The 21,975-nt window shown below is 59.6% G+C and carries 19 protein-coding genes; all 19 read right to left on the bottom strand.

The features are described 5' to 3' along the window. Positions 1-315 precede the first annotated feature (315 nt). On the bottom strand, positions 316-1,575 hold the full coding sequence (gene tyrS / locus HMPREF2565_RS01150) for a tyrosine--tRNA ligase (protein WP_049154616.1): 1,260 nt from the start codon (positions 1,573-1,575) through the stop codon (positions 316-318). Between the two features lie 37 nt (positions 1,576-1,612). Further along, the gene (locus HMPREF2565_RS01145) at positions 1,613-1,792 is read right to left on the bottom strand and encodes a Trm112 family protein (protein ID WP_049154615.1); all 180 of its coding nucleotides are present in this window, start codon (positions 1,790-1,792) and stop codon (positions 1,613-1,615) included. An 11-nt stretch (positions 1,793-1,803) separates the two neighbouring features. Then, positions 1,804-2,397: a hypothetical protein gene (locus tag HMPREF2565_RS01140; protein WP_046648514.1), complete on the bottom strand. Its 594-nt coding sequence runs from the start codon at positions 2,395-2,397 to the stop codon at positions 1,804-1,806. 35 nt (positions 2,398-2,432) lie between these two features. After that, complete coding sequence (locus HMPREF2565_RS01135) at positions 2,433-3,998, bottom strand: vWA domain-containing protein (RefSeq protein WP_071406742.1); 1,566 nt, start codon at positions 3,996-3,998, stop codon at positions 2,433-2,435. Between the two features lie 36 nt (positions 3,999-4,034). Then, positions 4,035-5,159, bottom strand: coding sequence for a hypothetical protein (locus HMPREF2565_RS01130; RefSeq protein ID WP_071406741.1), 1,125 nt, complete (start codon positions 5,157-5,159; stop codon positions 4,035-4,037). Between the two features lie 91 nt (positions 5,160-5,250). Continuing rightward, entirely contained in the window at positions 5,251-6,288 is a 1,038-nt protein-coding gene (locus tag HMPREF2565_RS01125; RefSeq protein WP_049154619.1) for an ornithine cyclodeaminase, read from the bottom strand. Between the two features lie 14 nt (positions 6,289-6,302). Continuing rightward, complete coding sequence (locus HMPREF2565_RS01120; protein ID WP_071406740.1) at positions 6,303-7,856, bottom strand: amino acid permease; 1,554 nt, start codon at positions 7,854-7,856, stop codon at positions 6,303-6,305. Positions 7,857-8,069: 213 nt separating this feature from the next. Next, positions 8,070-9,494, bottom strand: coding sequence for an argininosuccinate lyase (gene argH / locus HMPREF2565_RS01115; protein WP_046648519.1), 1,425 nt, complete (start codon positions 9,492-9,494; stop codon positions 8,070-8,072). 32 nt (positions 9,495-9,526) lie between these two features. Beyond that, positions 9,527-10,741: an argininosuccinate synthase gene (locus HMPREF2565_RS01110; RefSeq protein WP_046648520.1), complete on the bottom strand. Its 1,215-nt coding sequence runs from the start codon at positions 10,739-10,741 to the stop codon at positions 9,527-9,529. A gap of 76 nt (positions 10,742-10,817) precedes the next feature. Further along, a complete protein-coding gene (locus tag HMPREF2565_RS01105) occupies positions 10,818-11,303 on the bottom strand; it encodes an arginine repressor (RefSeq protein WP_046648521.1) in 486 nt (161 codons plus the stop codon). A gap of 4 nt (positions 11,304-11,307) precedes the next feature. Beyond that, positions 11,308-12,225 carry an ornithine carbamoyltransferase gene (gene argF, locus HMPREF2565_RS01100; protein ID WP_070545688.1) on the bottom strand — a complete coding sequence of 306 codons (918 nt, stop codon included), beginning with the start codon at positions 12,223-12,225 and terminating at the stop codon, positions 11,308-11,310. Then, complete coding sequence (locus tag HMPREF2565_RS01095) at positions 12,222-13,400, bottom strand: acetylornithine transaminase (RefSeq protein WP_070513296.1); 1,179 nt, start codon at positions 13,398-13,400, stop codon at positions 12,222-12,224. Before HMPREF2565_RS01095 ends, argF begins: the two co-directional genes overlap by 4 nt. Then, positions 13,397-14,332, bottom strand: a complete 936-nt coding sequence (gene argB / locus HMPREF2565_RS01090; protein ID WP_070679811.1) for an acetylglutamate kinase — start codon at positions 14,330-14,332, stop codon at positions 13,397-13,399. The genes HMPREF2565_RS01095 and argB overlap by 4 nt, the downstream gene beginning before the upstream one ends. A gap of 19 nt (positions 14,333-14,351) precedes the next feature. Further along, entirely contained in the window at positions 14,352-15,509 is a 1,158-nt protein-coding gene (argJ, locus tag HMPREF2565_RS01085) for a bifunctional glutamate N-acetyltransferase/amino-acid acetyltransferase ArgJ (protein WP_070545682.1), read from the bottom strand. A 76-nt stretch (positions 15,510-15,585) separates the two neighbouring features. Beyond that, a complete protein-coding gene (gene argC, locus HMPREF2565_RS01080) occupies positions 15,586-16,629 on the bottom strand; it encodes an N-acetyl-gamma-glutamyl-phosphate reductase (RefSeq protein WP_071406739.1) in 1,044 nt (347 codons plus the stop codon). 101 nt (positions 16,630-16,730) lie between these two features. Further along, a complete protein-coding gene (locus HMPREF2565_RS01075; protein WP_071406738.1) occupies positions 16,731-17,183 on the bottom strand; it encodes a hypothetical protein in 453 nt (150 codons plus the stop codon). Positions 17,184-17,397: 214 nt separating this feature from the next. Continuing rightward, the gene (pheT, locus tag HMPREF2565_RS01070) at positions 17,398-19,911 is read right to left on the bottom strand and encodes a phenylalanine--tRNA ligase subunit beta (RefSeq protein WP_071406737.1); all 2,514 of its coding nucleotides are present in this window, start codon (positions 19,909-19,911) and stop codon (positions 17,398-17,400) included. A gap of 28 nt (positions 19,912-19,939) precedes the next feature. After that, a complete protein-coding gene (gene pheS / locus HMPREF2565_RS01065; RefSeq protein ID WP_046648529.1) occupies positions 19,940-20,986 on the bottom strand; it encodes a phenylalanine--tRNA ligase subunit alpha in 1,047 nt (348 codons plus the stop codon). Positions 20,987-21,083: 97 nt separating this feature from the next. Further along, positions 21,084-21,884, bottom strand: a complete 801-nt coding sequence (locus HMPREF2565_RS01060) for a TrmH family RNA methyltransferase (RefSeq protein ID WP_071406743.1) — start codon at positions 21,882-21,884, stop codon at positions 21,084-21,086. Positions 21,885-21,975 lie beyond the last annotated feature (91 nt).

The raw sequence follows: 21,975 nt of genomic DNA, 5'->3' as shown, positions 1-21,975 counted from the left end.
TATTGAGTTCTCAAACATCATCCGCACACCCGTCACATCGAATTCATCTATTCTCTGCTCTGAGCGGCTGGAGTTCATACTCTAGCTAACAAGTTTATCCCTTGTCAACTAGGAGTTAATCTCCGTGTCACCAGCGTCTCGCGGCGACTTCGATAAATATACGCACAGCCCCAAGCTTCAACAAATCGCCTGGTTAACAGCACTTTCCTTAACCTCCGGCGGCCGGTGCAGATACTCTGTCCCAGAAACGACGAATCCCGCCGCACAAGGCGACGGGATTCGCATGCAGTCATCTAGCGAAGTCGAGAGCTCTAATTAGTTCAGCTTGGCACCGGCAAAGTTCTTCTTACCGCGACGAAGCACCAGCCACTTACCGTGAAGCAAGTCTTCGTCCGCCGGCTCCCAGTCATCGGCTTCAATACGCTGGTTATTGACGTAGGCGCCACCTTCCTTGATGGTGCGTCGAGCCGCGCCCTTGGACTCTGCCAGACCAGAAGCAACCAACAGATCAACGATGGAGCGCGGTTCACCGGCAGCCACCTCGGCCACGGTGGTTTCAGAAAGCGCACCCGCCAGCGTCTGCTCATCAAGGTCAGCAAGCTCTGCTTTACCGAACAGCGCTTGAGCAGCAAGCTCCACAGCCTTGGTGGCTTCCGCGCCGTGGACCAGCGTGGTCATCTCCTGGGCGAGACGCCGTTGTGCCTCGCGACGGAAAGGTTCATTAGCAACCTTCTCCTCGTATTCAGCGATCTCTTCCTTCGACAGGAAGGTAAACCACCGGAGGTAGTCAATAACCACGGAGTCACCGGCATTGAGGAAGTACTGGTACCACGAGTAAGGCGACGTCTTTTCCGGATCGAGCCAGAGCTTTCCGCCGCCGGTAGACTTGCCAAACTTTTGCCCCTGGGCATCCGTCACCAACGGGACGGTGAGTCCGTGAACCTTGACGCCCTTAACGCGGCGATTGAGGTCGACGCCAGACACGATGTTGCCCCACTGATCGCCACCGCCAATCTGCAGGACGCAGCCGTACTCCTCGCGGAGGTGAACGTAGTCATTGGACTGGAGGAGCATGTAGGAGAACTCGGTGTAGGAAATACCGTCGGACTCCAAGCGGCGCTTGACGGTATCACGGTCCAACATGGTATTCAGCGAGAAATTCTTGCCGACATCACGCAGGAAATCAATGACGGTCATCTGCGAGGTCCAGTCAGCATTGTTGACCATGGTGGCTGCGTTCTCGCCCTCAAAGTCAATAAACTGGCGCAGCTGCTTCTTGATAGCCACCATGTTCTCGTTGATGGTCTCCTGCGACAGCATGGTGCGCTCCCCTACGTCGCGTGGGTCACCGATTTGGCCCGTCGCGCCACCGGCCAAAGCAATCGGGTGGTGGCCAGCTTTTTGGAAGCGGCGCAGCATAATCATCGGAACGAGGTGACCAGCATGGAGGGAGTCACCGGTTGGATCAAAACCGCAGTACAAGGTAATGGGCTCTTCGCAAGCCTCGCGCAGTGCGTCAAGGTCGGTGGACTGGTTAATGAGGCCGCGCCACTGCAGCTCATCGATGATGTTCATGAATGCTCCTTGGAAAGTCGATTCGGTGCTGTGAGAATTAGTTCTGGGGTGGCCACGGTACTGCGTGGTCTACCAGCATGACGGGAATGTCGTTCTCAATGGGATAGGCCACGCCGAGGCGTTCGTTGACCAAAACCTGTTCTTCGGCCAGATAGTTCAGCGGACCTTTATCCTGCGGACATACCAAGATGTCGAGCAGCTTCGAATCGAGACTCATAACCGCTAACCCTACACCTCCTTGGATTCGATGGATGGAAGGGTCCCGCCGTATTCGAGTTTGAGAGCCATGGAATGGTTGCGCAGGTTGCGTACTGAGTTTTGGGCAATGGCGTCTCGAATCTCGCCCATCTCTCGGCCTAGGATCCCCAGCGATTCGCTCATTTCCTCGACAGCCACTGGATTCTTCAAGTCCGTGACGTCGAGGTAAGAATTCACCAGCTCCTTAGAGTGTTCTTCAATCATGTCCCGCACGAGGGCTTGCTGGTGTGGGGCATCGTCGAGGCGGTGCCAATTGTCTAGGACCCACACGGCCGAGTCATCGAACGAGTCCCACGCTTTCTTAACAGGTCCGGGCACTTTGGACTGCTTCAGGTTGTATCGGACGCCCTCCAATGAGCTAATCAGTTGACCTGCACCCGAGGTGGGGGCCTCAATAGCTTTCTCCTGCTTTGGCGGCGTCACGAATCCCGCAGCCGCACCTGTGCAGACCGCGACCAGTGGCCACAAGAAACCTAAACCGCCACCAGTCAACACGTGAAGGACGATAACGAGCGCCGTTACCGCAACGCCGACGACGATCTTCCGCGAGTTCAGTGTGTTCATAAGGTGTAGGTCCTCCTGGGGATAGGTGGAGATTTTTACTGGTAAGCGCGGATTTCCTCGAAGGCCGCGGCGAGGTCACCGTTGAGCGCATCGAATGTCTTGCCGCCCGTGAGCTGAGCAAGCTCCTCCATCTCTTGAATGTTGGCTTCACCATACAAGATGACAAAGACCGGGATCTCCTTTTTCTCTGGGGGAAGCTGCTCATAGGCCTCCTTAAATTGTGCAAAAGTACGCCCACGCGTCACTTCGCCATCAGTCATGAGCACCACGGTCCCAATTTCGCCGCTGCTGGTGTCTACCTCGTTGAAGGCATTGAGCACAGCCTCGAACGTCGCCGTATCGCCATCCGCCACGAGTCGATCTACGCGATCAGCAAGCTCTTTTGTGGTTGCCGGGTTCTGCAAATCGACTCGCGCGCGAGTCGGCTGCTGCGGCTCAGAAGAATATGGGATGAGCTTGATCTGCTCACGGTTACGGAAGGCTACCTGGCCTTCGCCGTCTGGAGAGCCGTCAGCTGAGCCGTCGATCAGCGGGCGCAGACTATTCTTGAGCAAATCAATGCGCTCGCCCTCCATGGAGCCCGAGGTATCCAAGACCAGCGCCGTGTTGCCAGGGTTACGCAGCTCGTGAGCAAAGGCATCCTCCAGTGCGCTTACGGTTTGTTCATTGGCCGGGTACGGCAGCTCGAAGATGGTCCCGGGCATGTCAGAATCGTCCACACGCAGGTGGTAGCTCCTCAGCTTCTCTGGGTGTTCAGCAAACCATTCGGCAAGTGCCTGCACCTTACCTTCAGCCTCCTGGTCCGGGGAGCTGGCGAGAGCCGACAAAGGGTAGTCCGCCGAAATCACGCCGTCGGAGGGGATGACCACCTCAAGATCGACGCCCTCATCCTTGAGCTGGTACAGCACTGATTCATAGTTAAGGATGGCGTCGGCCTGCTCCGGATGCTCGCGGAACCTATCAGCCAGCCAACCCGACGATCCCGACGTTAAAGTCTGGTTACTGAAGAGTTTCTGGACCTTGCCCGTGGCCTGGCGGATATCCTTCTCCGTAAGCGCGCGCCCGGTGTCCGCGAAAGCAGTGGTCGCAGCCGATAGCGCGGAGAAGCCCGAGTTTGAGGTCGAAGGATCGGTCATACCGAAGGTAATCCCCGAGTCAGCAATCTCCTGCCACGTTGGTTGCTTCGTGGTCCAGCCCTTTTCCTTAGCCACGGAAGGCTGCACACCGAGTACCACGGGGGATCGCGCCACACTGTGTTCTTTGCGCAGCTTCTCATCGGCACCAATGATGCGCGCATAACGATTGGTGGCAAACCACGTGGCATCATAGGATCCGTCGAAACCGCCTTGTTTCAGGCTGCGGGAATTCGCCAGCGTCCCATCCTCGGTGGTCATGGTGATATCGAAGCCGAGGTCCTGGGAGGCGTCGTCAAGCACCGGCTCCAGAGGCTTAAGCTCCGTGGCCGCCACAATGTTGAGGCCACCGCTGAAGGACGAGCCGGAACCCGGCATATCCACATCATCGAACAAGTCACCTGCAGAACAAGCCGTCAGCGCCATGGTGCTCAGCATGACGAGCAGGACTTTTAAAGACCGAAACATTCCCTTGTACCTTCCTGATGCTTTCCTTGCGGGGCCTTAACCAACCACTCGCAAAATCTCTTCATAATCCGCCCACCGCAGTGGGGTGGTATCGCCACCATCCACCGGGATCTGGTAGTTATCTGAAGGCTCAATTTTGGCAATGAAGTCCGAATTCTGCGAGCCCAAACCTAAGCTCTCCGCGACCGCTGGGATTGCGTCATTCATTGCTGTGGCGAACAATGCGCCCTCGTCAGTGCGTGGAAGGACGATGCTGCTTAGTTTCGTCGCCGGTTTCAACGCCAACAGCGTATAGCCGGATAGATCCTTGCCCGCACGTTCTAGATACACGTACTGCTCCGCGGTGGTCAATACCATAGGCATTTCGCCCTTATCCACACGGAGGAAAGCATCGAGGATGCCCTGATCGGTGGTTTCGCCATACCCCTGATCAGCAACGAGGCGGCGCATGATGTCATCCGCCTGCGCGTTGATCTTCTCCTTGCTACCGCTGCCCAGTTCCTTTTCAGCATAATTCGCGGCCGCGGTGTGTACGACCCGGGCATAGCGCAGTGCGGCAAAGGACTGGTCCACCTGTGGCACCGCCACATCCACCACGCGCGGCGAGCCGAAGGACGGGCTGATGTCCCGCCAACGAGTGTCTTTCTGGGACATCTCCACCAGCGTCTCTATATTCAGCGCTGCCTGATTGTCGTATCCCGAAACCAAATCGTGGTCCCTCATGTCCTCGACAAGCTCGCTATGCACCAGCACCAACAGCGGCTTACCAAAAAACATCGGGGATAGGTCATCCCTTCCGGCTAGTTCCGGATGGGCATCGCGCACATCGGAGGTCCATGTAGCGCCGTTAGGATCCGCGAGCACAAAGTCATAATCTTTGTCCAAGCTACTGCTTCCTTCAACGAAGTTCCGTGCCGGCAGGATATCGAGCTCGAGTTCGATATTGTGCTTTTCCATCGCCTTCGTTGTGGCCGGGTCCTTAAAAACAGCCTCCAGCTCCGGGCTAATGGCGCCCTTAACGTGGTGCGTAGTTGTGGAAAAGCCAAAGCTCGGAAGGGAACTACCTCCGCGACCTATCACGACGGATACCACAGCGAGCGCAAGGAAAACCGCGGCGATCACGAAGGACTTGGTGCGCTTCTTCGATGATGAGCTGCTCATGTTCTAAATCATAAAGTGATTTTCTTCTCACCGCTGGATTCGCGGCGGGGTAAGGGGAGAAACAGGCTCCCCCCCTTTCCGTGCGCTCTGGTTAAAGAAGAGAAGGTACGTTCGCGACCAACGAGAAAAGGTCCTTCGGGTCGTCGGGGTTCGCGATGATGTCGATTTCGGATTCCAAATCTGTACCCTTGACGGAATCACGCAGGTAGCGCAGTGCAGAAAAATCATTGATGGCAAATCCGACATCATCGAAGAGCGTAATCTGCTCATCATTATCGCGCCCGGTGGCCTGGCCGGTGAGTACCTGATAGAACTCGACAACCGGGAAGTCCTCCGGCTTCTGCTGAATCTCTCCTTCGATGCGTGTCTGCTCTGGGAATTCAACAAAGACCTTGGATTTATCCAGGATGGAGCTTTCGAGCTCGGTCTTGCCCGGGCAATCACCACCGACGGCATTGAGGTGCACGCCCGGTGCAACGTGGCGCTCGGCCAGAATCTGGTTTTGAGCCTTGTCCGCAGTGCAGGTGGTAATGATATCCGCGCCCACAACGACCTCGTCAACGCTCGAAACGGCCGTAATGTTGAAGCCCAGCGGTTCCAGATTGCGTCGGAATTTCTCTACGGCCTCAGGGTCAATATCGTAGATGGCAATGTCATCGATTCCCATCACTCCGCGGAAGGCAAGGGCCTGGAACTCGGACTGGGAGCCGGCACCCACCATGGCCATGCGCTTAGAATCCTTGCGGGCTAGGTACTTGGCCACCATGGCGGAGGTCGCGGCCGTGCGTAGTGCAGTAAGAAGCGTCATTTCAGCTTCGAAGGTGGGGTATCCATTGTCGACGTCTGCCAACACGCCGAAGGCAGTAACCGTTTGAAAGCCGCGGGCGGGGTTGGACGGGTGACCGTTAACGTATTTGAAGGAGTACTCCTTGCCATTGGAGGTCGGCATGAGCTCGATAACACCAAAGGGGGTGTGGGAGGCAACGCGCGCAACCTTGTCGAAGCGCTCCCATTCGCGGTAGTCGGCTTCAAGGTAGTCCACCATCCCGGTGATGATGTTCTCGACGCCTTCGCGCTGAATCCAGCGCGCCATATTCTCTACATCAACAAACTTAACTACAGGCTTCATCAAAGTCTCCATTCTTAGTTCTTGTCTTGGTTCTTGCTGTGCTGTGCGTTTCGGTTCCTGGGGTGAAGGTCCGTTTGCGGTGCGGCCGGGAAGCGCGAGGTCGGCAGGTGCTTGGCCTTCCTCTCCGCCGCAATCGCGTAGATTCGCTCACGCCAGGCAAACCACATTGCCGCAAACACTGGGATGAGAAGTAGCGTTGAGGCCAAAGCGAAGGTTCCGATGGGGTAATCGAAAGCCATGAGGATGATGACCACGCCGATGAAAGCGAGAACGGACCAGTCACCAGCTTGGCCGAATGGCGAGCGGTAGTTCGGGCGGGTATAGCGCCCCTTCTTGGCCAGCTGCACGAACTTGATGTGTGACAAGGCCACTGCAGCCCACGACGCCAGTGTTCCCAGCGCCGCCAAGTTCAGCACGATTTCGAAGGCCATTTCAGGCACAACATAGTTGAGGAACACACCGGCAAGGCCGACGAAGGCGGCCATCACGATGCCACCATAGGGCACACCGGACTTGGACATGCGCGCGCCGAACTTCGGCCCGGAGCCGGCAGTAGACATGTTGTACATGATGCGGCCCGTCGAATACAGTCCGGCGTTTAGCGAGGAGATTGCCGCGGTGATGACGACCAGCTGGAAGATCGGTGCGGCATAACCAGCGCCGAGGGATTCGAAGAAGGTCACGAACGGCGATACTTCCGCAACGTAGCTGGTGTACGGCAGCACCAGAGTCAGCAGCAGCACACTACCGAAGTAGAAGACCACGATGCGGAACAGGACGCTGTTGACCGCGCGTGGGATGTGCTTCTCCACGTCCTTGGTCTCACCGGAGGTGGTGCCCACCAGCTCGATACCGGCGTAGGCGAAGACCACACCCTGGATGACGATGACGGCGGGAAGCAGGCCATTGGGAAGCCAGCCACCGGCATCGGAAATCAGGCTAAAGCCCGTGGGGTCACCATTCGGGTGCCCCATAATCACCACGCCGATAGCCACAACCATGAAAACCAACAGCGCGATGATCTTGATCATGGAGAACCAATACTCCAGTTCACCGAAGATCTTCACCGACAACATGTTGAACAACAGGATGCTGCACACTACGCCGAGAGCAAGTAACCATTGCGGGACAGCGTCGAGCCAGGAGGTGTACTGACCAAACCACTTGATGTAGATGGCCACGGCTGTGCCGTCGGCCACCAGGGTCGCAGCCCAGTTGCCCCAGTAGAGCCATCCGGTAACGAAGGCAGTCTTTTCGCCGTAAAACTCACGCGCATAGGACACGAAAGAACCCGAACTTGGGCGGTAGACGATGAGTTCGCCGAGCGAGCGCAAGATAATGTAACCGAAGAAACCGCAGACCAAATACAAAACTGCGAGAAATGGTCCAGCGGTTTGCAAACGGCTGCCGGTACCGAGCAACAAACCGGTACCGATCGCAGAGCCGATGGCAATCATCTGGAGCTGGCGATTGCCCATCCCCTTCTGAAGTCCGTGGTCTTCCGAAGCATAGACCGCTTTCTCCTTCTCGTGAGACTCCGTGTTGGGCGGGCGAAGTGTATCAGCCATTAGGAAGGTAGTCCTTTCAAAGTTGCGAACGTGCCTTTCTTCACATTCCCTAAGAAAACGTTATAACAACCTAATGAGACTTCCGTCACTTCGGCACCCCCACAGTGCGACCCAGCACATCGATGCCCAGTAGTAATAGATTTGATTTCTACCCCCACACAAAAGAACCGCATGGCCTGAAAAGACCATGCGGTTATTCATTCTCTGTGCGGACTAGCGCAGGGAAGTTTTGGCCCACTCCCGCGCGGCGCCAGCGCGCTCGCGAACCTTTTCGCGCTGCTCCACCACGCGAACGCCAGCGGTGCCACCCTTGGTGGAGCGGGATGCCACTGCCCCATCAATGGTCAGCACCTCACGAACTTCCGGAAGCAGGCGCTTGTCGACGCCCGCCAGTTCCTCGTCCGTGAGATCCACCAGATCCACACCGCGAGACTCCGCGATCTGCACGCAGGCACCGGAAGCCTCATGCGCCTCACGGAACGGCACACCCTGGCGCACCATCCATTCGGCCAGGTCGGTGGCCAAAGTAAAGCCACGCGGGGCCAGCTCACGCATGCGGTCTTCATGGAAGGTCAGGGTTTCCACCAGCCCAGTCATGGCAGGCAGCAAGAGGTTCAGCTGCGCCACCGAGTCCACGATGGGCTCCTTATCCTCCTGCAGGTCTCGGTTATAGGCCAAAGGCTGCGCCTTGAGCGTTGCCAACAGGCCGGTGAGGTTACCGATGAGTCGGCCGGTCTTACCGCGGGTCAGCTCCGGAACGTCCGGGTTCTTCTTCTGCGGCATGATCGAGGAACCAGTCGACCAGGCATCATCCAGGGTGACGTAGCCGTACTCCGGGGTGCACCAGTAGATGATCTCTTCCGACAGTCGGGACATGTCCACCGCGATCTGGGTGAGCACGAAGGCCGTCTCGGAGGCGAAGTCACGCGCTGCCGTACCGTCTAGCGAGTTCTCCGCGGAAGAATCGAAGCCCAGCTCCTCGGCAATCGCCTCCGGATCCAGGTGCAGCGAGGAGCCCGCGAGCGCACCAGAACCATAAGGGGACACCGCCAAGCGCTTATCCAGATCTTGCAGGCGCTCGATATCGCGCAGCAGCGGCTGGGCATGAGCGAGCAGCTCGTGTGCCAGCAGCACCGGCTGCGCCGCCTGGGAGTGGGTCTTGCCCGGCATAATGGCATCCGGGTGGGCCTCGGCCTGGCTAGCCAGAGCCTCCACCAAATCCGTGACCTGAAGTGCGATATCGCGAATGGCATCGCGAATCCACATCCGGAACAGCGTCGCCACCTGGTCGTTGCGGGAGCGTCCAGCGCGCAGGCGGCCGCCGACCTCGGGGCCTACGATGTCGATGAGACCGCGCTCCATCGCACCGTGGACGTCTTCATCCGTCGGAAGCGGGGTGAATTCACCAGAAGCGACCTTCTCCCCTAGTTCACTCAGGCCGTTAAGCATGGTGTCCAAGTCGGCGTCGGATAGCAATCCGGCCTTGTGCAGGACCTTGGCGTGAGCCTTGGAGGCCAGCACGTCATAGGGGGCGAGGACCCAGTCGAAGTGGGTGGATACGGACAGGGCAAACATCGCCTCGGAGGGGCCGCCCGAAAAGCGGCCACCCCACAGCGCACCCTCGTTAGTCTTGTGCATCGATTCCTTACCTTGACCTTGGCTGTGCTGGTTTACTTACCGGTGGGGAAACCGCCGTCGCGGTCACGCTGGTTGGAGATCTGCGTCGACAGGCCGTGCAGCTGGACAAAGCCCTTGGCCGCGGTCTGATCGAAGGTATCACCGGTGTCGTAGGTAGCCAGGTCGAAGGAGTACAGCGACTGGCCAGAGCGACGGCCGTTGACGGTGGCGGTGCCAGCATGCAGAACCATGCGGATATCGCCGGTGACGTTCTCCTGGGTGGACTCGGTGAAAGCATCCAGGGAGCGCTTCAGCGGCGAGAACCAGAGGCCATCGTAGACCTCCTCGGACCAGCGAGCGTCCGTGAGGCGCTTGTAACGGGCCAGCTCGCGTTCCACGGTGACGTCTTCCAGCGCCTCGTGAGCCTTGATGAGCACCATGGCACCAGGGGCCTCGTAGACCTCGCGAGACTTGATGCCTACCAAGCGGTCCTCCACCATGTCGAGGCGGCCAATGCCCTGGGCACCAGCGCGGCGGTTAAGCTCCTCGATAGCCTGGAGGACGGTCACCGGCTTGCCGTCAATAGCAGTGGGAACACCCTTGTCAAAAGTGATGGTCACCTCGTCCGGGGCATTGCCCAGGTCCGGCTGCTCGGTGTAGGCGTACAGGTCCTTCGTCGGCGGGTTCCACAGGTCCTCTAGGAAACCGGTCTCAACCGCGCGGCCCCAGACATTCTGGTCAATGGAGAACGGGGATGCTGCGGACTGCTCAATCGGCAGGTTAATCTCCTCGGCGAAGGCGATGGCCTTATCGCGGGTCCAGGCGTAGTCACGCGCCGGGGCGATGATCTCCAGAGCCGGATCCAACGCGCGGAAAGAGACCTCAAAGCGCACCTGATCGTTGCCCTTGCCGGTGCAACCGTGGGAGACGTGGGTGCCGCCGTGTGTCTGAGCAGCCTCAACGAGGTGCTTGACAATGAGCGGGCGGGAGATGGCCGACACCAGCGGGTACTGCTTCATGTACATGCCGTTTGCCTTGATGGTGGGCAGGCAGTATTCCTCTGCGAACTCATCCTTGGCATCAACGACGATGGACTCGACCGCACCGCAGTCGAGGGCGCGCTGGCGCACGGACTCCATGTCCTCGCCACCCTGGCCGAGGTCAAGAGAGACGGCGATGACTTCGCCGCCGGTCATCTTGGCCAGGTAAGGAATGGCGACAGAGGTATCGAGACCGCCAGAGTAGGCAAGCACAACGCGTGCAGTCATAGTTATTGGCTCCTTTAAGACAAACAGGTGCTAAAAAATCGAACTTATTTATATTATACAGACTTACGTATAAATGTTAAATGCTGCGGTTGGTGAGTTTCTCACCAAGCTCGCGGCCGGTCAACCCTTCGCGCGCGAGGACGAAGATCGTGTCATCGCCCGCGATGCAGCCGACCACGTCTGGAAGTCCCACGCGGTCGATGAAGGAGGCCAAGTACTGCGCAGCGCCCGCCGGGGTGCGCAGCATGGCGATGTTGCCAGAGAAGTCATGGGACACCACCAGTTCATCAAGCATGCGCCGGAGCTTCTCTCGCGGGCCGTTGAGCTGATCTTCGAATTGCTCCAACTCACCGCCCACCACGTAGAAGGACCGCCCGCCATCGCGCTTGACCTTCTTGGCTCCCAGCTCATCGAGATCACGCGACAACGTAGCCTGCGTGATATCAATCCCCTCATCGAGCAGGAGCTCTGAGAGCTGAACTTGGCTGGTGACCCGGGTGCGATCCAAAATCTCCAAGATCTTGGCTTGGCGGGCATTGCGTGTAGTTGGGGTCGTAGTCATTCGTTTAGTTCTCCTTTTGAGCCGCAAGGAGCCAGACCAGCAGCGCCTTCTGCGCATGGAGGCGGTTTTCTGCCTCGTCGAAAACGCGCGACTGGGGCCCATCAATTACCTCAGCAGTTACTTCGTTGCCGCGGTAGGCCGGCAAACAGTGCAGGAAGATTGCCTCGTCCTTAGCGCGGGACATCACATCCGCGGTCACCTGATAGGGCAAGAACGGTGTGCGGCGGTCCTTGCCGTCATCCTCCTGGCCCATGGACACCCATGTGTCTGTAATGACAACATCAGCGCCGTCCACGCCGTCAAGGGAATCGGTCACCGTCACCGTACCGCGCTTTCGGGCACGCTCAACAAACTCCGCCTGCGGCTGGAAACCCTCCGGGGCAACAATGGTCATCTCCACGCCAGCGGTAGCAAACCCCAGCATGTAGGAATTTGCCATGTTGTTGTTGCCATCCCCTAGGTAGACGGCCTTCAGTCTAGTAAGGTCCCCGAAGTTCTCACGGCAGGTCACCAAGTCCGCCAAGATCTGGCAGGGATGGAGGTCATCGGACAAGGCGTTGACAATTGGTACCGTCGCAGTCTCCGCCATGTCCAGAAGGTTTTGATGCGCATATGTGCGCCACACGATCGCCTCAACGAAACGGGAGAGCACCGCTGCGGTGTCCTGGTAGGTCTCCCCTTTGCCCATCTGCGTCGACTTAGTTTCCGTCACGATGGCGTGGCCGCCCAGGTGAGCAATTCCCGCCTCAAAGGAGAAACGCGTGCGCGTCGACGTCTTGTCAAAGAGCACCGCCACCGACTTCGGCCCCTCTAATGGGCGCTCGGAGAAGGGATTCTTCTTGAGCCTTAGAGCCAGGTCGAGAACCTCGGCTTGCTCCTGCGGCGTGAGGTCATCATCGGCCAAGAAATGGCGCACACTCATGCAACTTCCTCCAGTACCTTATGCAGGCGTTCCACCGCCTGGGTGAGTTCTTCATCGGTGATCACCAGCGGCGGGGTCAAGCGTACGACCTCGCTACTTGGGGCGTTGAGGATTAGTCCATGCTGCAAACCTGCAGCCACGACTTCCTTGGCCACCGACTTATTTAATACAACACCTAGCATAAGCCCTCGGCCCCTCACCGACTGCACCGCAGGGGATTTACCAATCTCCTGCCGCAACCACTCGCCCTTGCGGGTGACTTCGGCGAGGAAGGGGACGTCGACAAGCTCCAGCACCGTTGACGCCGCCGCACACGAGACAGGATTGCCGCCAAACGTCGTGCCGTGGGAGCCCGGAGTGAAAAGGTCTGCGGCCTGACCACGCGCAATGGTGGCACCGATAGGCATGCCAGCACCCAGCCCCTTCGCCATGGTGATGACATCCGGGAGGATGCCTTCATGCTGGAAGGCGAAGAAGTCACCGGTACGCCCCACACCCGTTTGCACCTCATCCACGACCATGAGGATGCCGTGCTTGGTGCAGAGCTCACGCACCGCCGTCAGGAAACCTTCAGGTGCCGGGATGACACCCGTCTCCCCCTGGATGGGCTCCAAGATAATGGAGGCGGTGTCCTCCGGATCTTGCTCCACCAAAGCGGTCAGGTAGTCGATGTCGCCATAGGTATAAAACTCCACTCCGCCCGGGAAAGGTTCAAAGGCTTTGCGTTTGCTGGGCTGCCCAGTCATGGCCAAAGAACCCATTGTCCGGCCATGGAAACCATGGTGCGCTGCAAGGACGCGGCGACGGCCGGTCAGACGAGCCAGTTTAAAGGCCGCCTCATTAGCTTCCGCGCCAGAGTTAGAGAAGAAGACGCGAGCCTCGCAATCTCCCACCTTGTCCAGGAGTTTCCCGGCGGCTTCAATCACGGGCTCGCTGGCAAAAAGATTGGACACGTGGCCTACGGCGGCCACCTGGGCGCTCACCGCGTCGACGATCGCCGGGTGGGCGTAGCCTAGCGAATTCACCGCGATACCCGCGAGCATGTCGATGTAGTCTTTACCGTCTTCATCGGTCACCGTGGCCCCCTTACCGGACACGATGGCAACGGGTGGGGTTCCATAGGTGTTGCTGAGCACCTGACCCCAACGCTCTGTCAACTTGGTCTGCGCGGTCACTTGTTATCGTCCTTCCTGAAGACCGTTCCCTCCGGGTAGTCCTCGCGGTTATAGTCATTGGGCAGCACCATCGTGCCGATTCCTCCCATAGTCAACAGCTCCAGCAGCACGGCGTGGGCGATGCGCCCGTCGATGACGTGCGCGGCACTGACTCCGCCTTCCACGGCCATGAGGCAGGACTCCATCTTCGGGATCATTCCGGAATCCAGGCCTGGGAGGAGCGCGCTGAGCTTGTCAATCTCGATCTTCGACACCAAGGAGTCGCGGTTCGGCCAATCGGTGTACAGGCCCTCCACATTCGTGAGAATCACCAAGCGCTCGGCGCCCAACGCTCGCGCCAAAGCCCCGGCCGCGATATCTGCGTTGATGTTGTACACCTCGCCTTCATCACCGGGCGCGATAGTAGACACAACCGGGATACGCCCGGCCTCAATAATGTCCATGACGGCGGTGGGATCGACGCTGACGATCTCTCCCACCATGCCGATATCAGTCGGCTCACCATCGACCTGGACGAGCCGCTTGCGCGCCTTAAACAACCCAGCGTCCTCACCCGAGGTACCCACGGCATACGGGCCATGTGAATTAATGAGGTTGACCAAGCCACGCCCCACCTGACCGAAAAGGACCATGCGAACCACGTCCATGATCTCCGGAGTGGTCACACGGAAACCGCCCTTGAATTCGCCTTCAATCCCCAGCTTGCCCAGCATGTCGTTGATCTGCGGCCCACCGCCATGGACCACGACGGGCTTGGCGCCCACGGTGCGCAGAAAAACCATATCGGCAGCGAAGGCGGCCTTAAGGGAATCATCCACCATCGCATTGCCGCCATACTTCACGACCACAATCTTGTCGCGGTAGTGCTGCAGCCATGGCAAGGCCTCCGCGAGCACAGTGGCGCGGTCAGCATTACTTAGTCCCTGAAGCATTATTTCTCCTCGCGCGTTCTTAAGAGCTGTACGCGGAATTAATCTCCACGTAGTCATGAGACAGGTCGGTGGTGCGGACAAAAGCTGTGCCGGTTCCCCCGGTGCCCAAGTCCACGCGCACATCAATATCGGCCCCGGAAAGATCAACGTCGCGCGCGCCGGGCGCGCCAGTGGAACCGACGCACACTGCTTGGTCATTGAAAAACACGGAGATGTTGTCCGGATCCATCTCGGCATCCGCCATTCCAACAGCGGCGAGCACGCGGCCCCAGTTGGGATCTGATCCGAACATGGCGCACTTGAAGAGGTTGTCGCGTCCCAAAGTGCGCGCGGCGTTGAGCGCCTGCTCATCGGTAGCGGTGCCTTCCACGATGATCTTCACGCGCTTGGTCACGCCCTCGGCGTCGGCTTGAAGCTGATCCGCGATATCGGCGCACACCGCGAGAACCGCAGCATCCAACTCCTCCTGGCTAGGTTCTTTCCCGGAAGCACCGGAAGCCATGATAATGACCGTGTCATTCGTCGATGTGGAGCCGTCCACATCGAGCGTATTGAAAGTCTGATCACTCGCTGCCTGCAGCGCCGAGTGCAAGGCCTCGGAGGAGGCAACAGCGTCGGTGGTGATGCACACCAGCATGGTGGCCAGTGACGGCGCCATCATGCCCACGCCCTTGCCCATCGCACCCATGCTCCAGCCCTCAGCCTCAATGAGTGCTTCTTTAGCTACGGTGTCGGTGGTCATGATGGCCTCCGCCGCGGCCAGACCGTGAGCTGCATCCGTGCCAAGATTCCCGGCAACCACTTCGACGCCAGCCAATGCCTTATCCATGGGAAGGAGCTCTCCAATAAGTCCCGTCGAGCACGCCGCGATGTTAGCGGCGGGGATACCCGTGTGCTCAGCGGTGGCTTCCACAATCGCCGCGGCATCCTTGTCTCCTTGTTCGCCGTTGCAGGCATTCGCGTTGCCGGAGTTATAAATGACGGCCTGAATAGTGCCGTCCGCCACTGCTTCGCGGGAAAGCTTTACGGGTGCGGCCACCACGCGGTTGCGCGTAAAGACCGCAGCGGCGTCGAAATTAGGACCCTGGTTAACTACGAGGGCCATGTCGGGTTTTCCGGAGGGCTTGATTCCGGCTGTCGTGGCGCCAGCGAGGAATCCTGCAGGGGCGGTAATCATGTCGAGTGTCTCCTAGTTCGTGTGGAAGTGAGTTGAAGAAGGCGGTGCGGAACGCTTGGGAAAGTAGGGGTGCCCCTTAAGGGGCAACTGCTGCCTGTGGAAGGCCCAGGGTTTCTTCCCATCCCAAAGTCAGGTTCATGCACTGGACCGCAGCGCCGGCGGTGCCCTTGCACAGGTTGTCCAGAGCCGCGGTAATCACGAGACGGCGGGCGCGCTCATCCACGTGTGCTTGGATATGGACCATGTTGCTGCCCACCACGTTTTGCGTTTCTGGCTGTTGGCCCTCAGGCAGGACGAGGCAGAATGGTTCATCAGCATAAAAGTCACGGAAGGCCTCGGCGACTGTGCGCTTGTCGACGCCCCCCTTCAACGGCGCCGTAATCGTCGCCAGAATGCCACGAGGCAGCGGCGCCAGCACCGGAGTGAAACTCACAGACACCGGTTGCTGCGTAAACGGCTGTAGGTTTTGCAGGACCTCCGGGGTATGCCGGTGTGTCCCGCCTGGCTTATAGGCTTTGAGGTTGCCCATAGTTTCCGCACCTAGCTGTGCCACGGAGGCCTTCTTGCCTGCCCCGGACACCCCGGTGATTGCTATCACCGACAGATCTGGCTCAATCAGATCCTGCGCTACGGCCGGCAGCGCACCCAGGGTAATCGTGGTGGGAAAGCACCCCGGTACGGCAACGCGGTTGCTACCTTTAAGCTCCTCACGATTGCCGGGAACCTCCGGGATTCCATAAGGCCAAGCACCGGCGTACTCACCACCATAAAACGCGTCCCAGTCTTCCTTGCTACGCAAGCGGAAGTCAGCTGCGCAGTCAATCACCGTGACGGACTCCCCCAGCTGGCGGCCGATCTCCGCGGAGTGCCCGTGCGGCAAACCGAGGAAAACGATGTCATGGCCAGCTAGAATCTCCGGCGTGGTGTCCTCGATGACGCGGTCCGCCAGTTGCGGCAGGTGCGGCATGAGCTCAGATACTCGCTGACCTGCGTTGGAGTGCCCGGTGAGCGCGCCGATGCGCAACTCCCCGGAGAGGTACGCTGGGTGCGACAGCAAGAGACGGAGGATTTCGCCACCTGCATAGCCCGTAGCTCCGGCGATTGCTACTGAAATAGTCATGCAGCTACTCTAGCAAATAATGCATTCCGCCGTATGTTATTCAGAAAAAATGCGCCGAAGAGCTCGGCGCACAGGTGAGGAAAAGTAGGGTTCAGGAAGGTTTACATGACGCGGGACGAGACGTTCCCCAGTCCCTCCGCACCCGATACGGCGGTCTTTCCTGCATAGCCTAGGTAGCCGTGCGGGCCCGCGAAGTGGATACCGCCTTGGGCGTCCGCGATAGCGACGACTTCATTGAACTGATAAATCTGGCCGGGCTGCAGGCGCTTGAAGCTCGTGGTTGTCAGCCCCTGGTTGAAGCAGTCAGCCTTGGAGCGACCTGCGTGGTAGAAAAAGCGCGGCGCCAACCGGCCCGGCGGGTTGCACTGCGGGCTAGTGGCCCGTGCCCCTTCGGACAGGCACGCGACGTAGGTTCCTTCGATGTTCGAAGCTTCACAGTTGACGGTGCCATCGGCGTTGGAGAACCCCTGGGACAAATCAGCGGAGGCATGTGGGGCAATGGTCAGCGCGCCGACAACGGCGGCGGTGGCTGTGAGACGAGAAATAAGACGCATGGTGTGAACAATCCTTTCGGTGTGGCTTGGTCTGGAAACTCAGCACCTTTGCTGCATCCTTGAGGTTATGAGGCAGAGCACACCCCTTCCAGCGCTAGGGGATCTCTCCCCACGTCAGCACCTGCCCCAACGCGCGCAAACCCGGCTAAACAAAAGCCCGGCTAACCTCCCACAGGGCTAACCGGGCTTAAAGCACTAGCGAAGCAACAGAGTCTTAGGCGCGCATCTGTGCGCCAAGGCGCTGCTTGGCCAACTCCGCAGCGGCGAGGCGATGCTCGTTGACCTCTTCATCAGTCAGAGTGCGGTCACCAGCACGGAAGAGAAGCTGGAAGGCTAGGGACTTCTTTCCTTCGCCGAGCTGCTCGCCACGGAAGACATCGAAAAGCTCCACGGACTCGAGGAGATCACCAGCACCCTCCTCGACCACACGGCGAACCGTCTCCGCCGGGGTTTCCTCGTCCACCACCAAAGCAATGTCCTGGTGCAAAGCCGGGAAGGAAGACAGCACGGGGGCGGGGAACTTCTCATCCAGCGGCAGGGCTGACACATCGAGCTCCATCGCACACGTGCGTGCTGGCAGCTCCAAGGCCTCAAGGACCTGCGGGTGCAGCTCACCCGCATAGCCGACGACCGTCTCCTCATCGCTTGCGAGAACGATTGCAGCACAGCGGCCCGGGTGCCACGGCAGCTGCTCAGCTGCCTTCACTGCGATGTCCACGCCAGCGGAACGAGCAACCTGGCGCGCAGACTCAATAGCATCCGCGTAGCTGTAGGCGCGGCCCGCTCCCCACGGCCCTTCGTGTTCAATGTTTCCGGTGGCCACCGTGGCTACGTGCAACGGCTGCAGCGGCAAAGAATCCAGCAGGTCGGTGACCACGGAGTCCTCCGGGCGCGACTCCACCGACGGCATGGGAGAAGAATCAGCGCGCTTGAAGGCCACCTGCTGGAGGCCGAACAAGGCCAGATCACTGCGGCCACGGGCAACGTTGCGGGCGATAGCCTCAAGGAGATTGGGCAGCAACGTCGTGGACAGGATCGCCTTGTCTGACTCGAGCGGATTCTGCACGGCCACGGTCTGGCGGCGCGCATCCTCCTTGTCCAAGCCCCAGGTATCAAAGGTGTCGTTCGCGATGAACGGCGACGGGAGGACCTCGGCGTAGCCCGCGTAAGCCAACCCATGTCCGATCGCACGGCGACGCTTCTGCGCCGGAGTTAGGCCGCGGCCGCCCACCGGAGTGGGCAGGATGGTCGGAATGTCTTCAAGCCCTTCCAGACGCAGGATCTCCTCGATGAGATCAACGTCCATTTCGATGTCCGTGCGCCAAGAGGCGGGGACGACGGAAAGCTCCTCCCCGCCAGACACCTCGCAGCCGACCTCCGTAAGGCGCTTCACCACAGTCTCCTGGGAGTATTCGATACCGGCATACTCACTCGGCTTCGCCGCACGCAGGGAGATGGGCTCGCGCTTGGCGACGTCTCCCACGAGCGTCCGCCCAGCCTCGATCGTGCCGCCAGCAATCTGCTGAAGCAGCACGCACGCCACGTCCAGCGCTACCTCAACGATGGCCGGATCTACTCCGCGCTCGAAACGGCGAGAAGCCTCCGAGGAGAGCTTGTGGCGGCGGGATGTGCGGGCCACGGTGATCGGATCCCAAATGGCCGACTCGAAGTAGACATCAGTCGTCTCGTCAGAAATCTCGGAGGTGGTGCCACCCATGACGCCCGCCAAGGATTGGATACCGTTGTCATCGCAGATGACCACGTCGCCCTCCGAAAGCTCCCGCTTGACGTGGTCGAGGGTCTCGAACTTCTCGCCCTCGTTCGCATTGCGCACAACGAGGTTGCCCTTGATCACGTCGGCGTCAAAGGCGTGCATCGGCGCGCCCAGAAGCAGCATGACGTAGTTCGTGACGTCGGTCGCCACGTTGACGGCGCGCTGACCGGAGAGCATGAGCTCGCGCTCCATCCAGAACGGGGTACGCGCTGCCGGGTCAATACCGGTCACCTTGCGCAGACCAAATCGCTGCGCCTTGGTTTCCTCCCTCAGGTCAACGTCGATAAGCGTGCCCTCCGGAGCCGGCACGACGGAGGTGTCGATGCCAGCCACGCTCGGTTCCTGCGCCACGTCGGGGAAAGTGAGATCAAATGCGGAGGCAATTTCACGCGTCAGGCCACGCGCAGACAAGGCATAGCCACGATCCGGGGTGATGTTGACGTCGAAGACGGTATCGGACAGCCCAATAAGGGGGCGGGCATCCTCACCAATCTTGTCGGCAACCTCCTCCCCTAGCACGATGATGCCGTCTGCCTTGGGGCCGAAGCCCAGCTCAGCTGCGGAGCACATCATTCCGTTGGAGATATGGTCGTAGGTCTCGCGGGCGGCAATCTTGAATCCTCCCGGCAGCTCAGCACCCGGAAGGGAGACCACGACGTAGTCGTTGAGGCGGAAGTTGCGGGCGCCGCAGATAATGCCCTGCAGCTCCCCCGTCCCATTGGCCTGGCCAACGTTGACCTGGCAATAGCGAATTGGTTTCTTGAACTGGGTGAGCTCTTCGATCTCTACAACCTGACCGATAACCAGCGGGCCCGTGGTTTCCGGAAGGGCCTCGTAGCCCTCGGTTTCAAAACCTACGCGGACAAAGCCAGAATCCAGTTCCTCAGAGGACACGGTCCAGCCGGAATTAGCGTTGCCCAGGATTCGGGTAACCCAGTCTTGGGAAATAAGCATTTTTTCTTTCTATCCTTTCTCTGGGTTCCTATGCCTGCACGCCAAATGGCAGGGTGAAGCGGACATCGCCTTCGACCATGTCGCGCATATCGGTCAGACCATTGCGGAACTGCAGGGTGCGCTCGAGGCCCATGCCGAAAGCGAAACCGGTGTATTCCTCGGGGTCAATGCCTACCGCACGCAGGACGTTGGGGTTGACCATGCCGCAGCCTCCCCACTCGATCCAACCGGCGCCGCCTTTCTTGTTGGGGAACCAGACATCGACCTCAGCGGAGGGCTCGGTGAACGGGAAGTAGTTCACGCGCATGCGGGTGGTAGTCTCCGGGCCGAAGAGCACCTTGGCCAAGTGCTCCAAGGTGCCGCGAAGATGAGCCATGGTCAGCCCCTTGTCCACGGCAAGGCCTTCCACCTGGTGGAAGACAGGAGTGTGGGTGGCATCGAGCTCATCGGTACGGAAAACACGGCCCGGGCAGGCAATGTAGAGCGGGACATCGCGGTCGAGCATCGTGCGCACCTGCACCGGGGATGTATGGGTACGCAGCACCTGCTTGGAACCTTCCTTCCCCACGTGGAACGTGTCCTGCAAGGTGCGGGCCGGGTGGTCGGGCTTGAAGTTCAAAGCGTCGAAATTAAAGTACTCTGCTTCTACCTCAGGGCCCTCCGCGATTTCCCATCCCATGCCCACAAAGATGTCCGCGATGCGCTCCGACAGCGCTGTGATGGGGTGCAGGGCACCGGTCTGCGCGCGGGTGGTAGGGACGGTGACATCGACCTTCTCCGCCTTCAGCTGCGCGGCGCGGGCCTCCTGCTCCAGCACTTCACGAATCTGGGCAAAGCGCTTTTCCACCTTGCCGCGGGCCATGTTCACTGCGCGTCCAGCATCCTTGCGCTGGTCCTTCGGCAGCTGTCCGAGCGATTGGCGGGCCTGCGGGATATAGCCGCTATCACCAAGGTGCTCGCGACGGGCGGAGGTGAGCTCGTCGAGGCTGGTTGCAGCTTCGAAGGCGGCGATGGCCTTCTGCGCGGCGGCCTCGAGGGCCTCTTCGGTCAATTCGATCTGAGGTGTATCGGACACGTGCCTTGATTACCTTCTTCTCGCACAAAAACTAACGCGAGCTATCTTACCGTGCCGCCTGACTTCTGTGGCCACCAACCCTGGCACGTCGGCGGCGCTAGCTGCTCTGCTGCTTCGCAGACTCATAGAGGCAAATGCTGGCGGCCGTAGCAAGGTTCAGAGATTCCGCTCGGCCAAGAATCGGGATGCGCACACGCATGTCCGCCTCATCCTGCAAATCACCCAGGCCGTGCGCCTCGTTGCCAAAAAGCCACGCGGTGGGCTGAGACAGGTCGGCATCGGCGAGGTCGACCTCGCCGTCGGCTGCCGTAGCCAACACTTGCAGACCAGAGGAGCGCAGCTTGCCCAGTACATCCTTGATGTTGGGGTCTCGGGCTACGGGCACATGGAAAAGCGATCCGGCCGACGCGCGCGCCACCTTACAGCCCAAGGGATCCACGGTTTCCCCGGCAAAGATGACGCCATCGGCGCCCATGGCATCCGAGGTCCTGATCAGTGTTCCCGCGTTGCCCGGCTCCGCCGTCAAGACAGGAACCGACACCAGCTTCGGCTTGCCGGCCAAAATCTTCCCGGCGGTCCACAACACTGGGCGGCACACGGCAAAGAGCCCGGTGCTCGTGGCGGTGTCAGACAGGTGCTTTGCCGCCTTCTCCGTAATGGGATGCACATACACGTCCATGTAGCCGCAGGCTTGAACAATGTGTGCAAAGCGCTCGGCAGCCTTCTCCGTCACGAAAACATCCGTAGCGGCACCGGTGGACACGGCCGCGTCCACGGCGTTTTCGCCCTCAATGATGAAACGCTCCGCCTTTCGGCGGCTGGCCGCCCGGTGCAATTTGGCGGCATTAACCACGCGCGGCGTGCGTTCAGTAAAGGCAGAGGAAAAATCCAGATTCATGCATTTGACGGTACCCACCGAACCAGACATTGAAAAGTCCCGCTCCCCCAGCAAGTTTGAGTGGGTAGCGGGACGGTTGGTCTCCACGTCA

It is taken from the genome of Corynebacterium sp. HMSC072A04, assembly GCF_001809235.1.
Classification (GTDB): domain Bacteria; phylum Actinomycetota; class Actinomycetes; order Mycobacteriales; family Mycobacteriaceae; genus Corynebacterium; species Corynebacterium hiratae.
The sequence above is the reverse complement of the archived record's forward strand: the minus strand, read 5'-3'. Positions and strand labels throughout refer to the sequence as shown.

What these genes read in the sequence shown, in the direction of transcription:
- HMPREF2565_RS01105 (WP_046648521.1), bottom strand. Translation starts at nt 11,303, where the DNA reads ATGACTACGACCCCAACTACACGCAATGCCCGCCAAGCCAAGATCTTG.
- HMPREF2565_RS01140 (WP_046648514.1), bottom strand. Translation starts at nt 2,397, where the DNA reads ATGAACACACTGAACTCGCGGAAGATCGTCGTCGGCGTTGCGGTAACG.
- HMPREF2565_RS01120 (WP_071406740.1), bottom strand. Translation starts at nt 7,856, where the DNA reads ATGGCTGATACACTTCGCCCGCCCAACACGGAGTCTCACGAGAAGGAG.
- HMPREF2565_RS01060 (WP_071406743.1), bottom strand. Translation starts at nt 21,884, where the DNA reads ATGAATCTGGATTTTTCCTCTGCCTTTACTGAACGCACGCCGCGCGTG.
- argB (WP_070679811.1), bottom strand. Translation starts at nt 14,332, where the DNA reads ATGCTTCAGGGACTAAGTAATGCTGACCGCGCCACTGTGCTCGCGGAG.
- HMPREF2565_RS01075 (WP_071406738.1), bottom strand. Translation starts at nt 17,183, where the DNA reads ATGCGTCTTATTTCTCGTCTCACAGCCACCGCCGCCGTTGTCGGCGCG.
- argC (WP_071406739.1), bottom strand. Translation starts at nt 16,629, where the DNA reads ATGACTATTTCAGTAGCAATCGCCGGAGCTACGGGCTATGCAGGTGGC.
- HMPREF2565_RS01135 (WP_071406742.1), bottom strand. Translation starts at nt 3,998, where the DNA reads ATGTTTCGGTCTTTAAAAGTCCTGCTCGTCATGCTGAGCACCATGGCG.
- HMPREF2565_RS01125 (WP_049154619.1), bottom strand. Translation starts at nt 6,288, where the DNA reads ATGAAGCCTGTAGTTAAGTTTGTTGATGTAGAGAATATGGCGCGCTGG.
- argH (WP_046648519.1), bottom strand. Translation starts at nt 9,494, where the DNA reads ATGCACAAGACTAACGAGGGTGCGCTGTGGGGTGGCCGCTTTTCGGGC.
- pheT (WP_071406737.1), bottom strand. Translation starts at nt 19,911, where the DNA reads ATGCTTATTTCCCAAGACTGGGTTACCCGAATCCTGGGCAACGCTAAT.
- argJ (WP_070545682.1), bottom strand. Translation starts at nt 15,509, where the DNA reads ATGATTACCGCCCCTGCAGGATTCCTCGCTGGCGCCACGACAGCCGGA.
- tyrS (WP_049154616.1), bottom strand. Translation starts at nt 1,575, where the DNA reads ATGAACATCATCGATGAGCTGCAGTGGCGCGGCCTCATTAACCAGTCC.
- HMPREF2565_RS01145 (WP_049154615.1), bottom strand. Translation starts at nt 1,792, where the DNA reads ATGAGTCTCGATTCGAAGCTGCTCGACATCTTGGTATGTCCGCAGGAT.
- HMPREF2565_RS01110 (WP_046648520.1), bottom strand. Translation starts at nt 10,741, where the DNA reads ATGACTGCACGCGTTGTGCTTGCCTACTCTGGCGGTCTCGATACCTCT.
- argF (WP_070545688.1), bottom strand. Translation starts at nt 12,225, where the DNA reads ATGAGTGTGCGCCATTTCTTGGCCGATGATGACCTCACGCCGCAGGAG.
- HMPREF2565_RS01130 (WP_071406741.1), bottom strand. Translation starts at nt 5,159, where the DNA reads ATGAGCAGCTCATCATCGAAGAAGCGCACCAAGTCCTTCGTGATCGCC.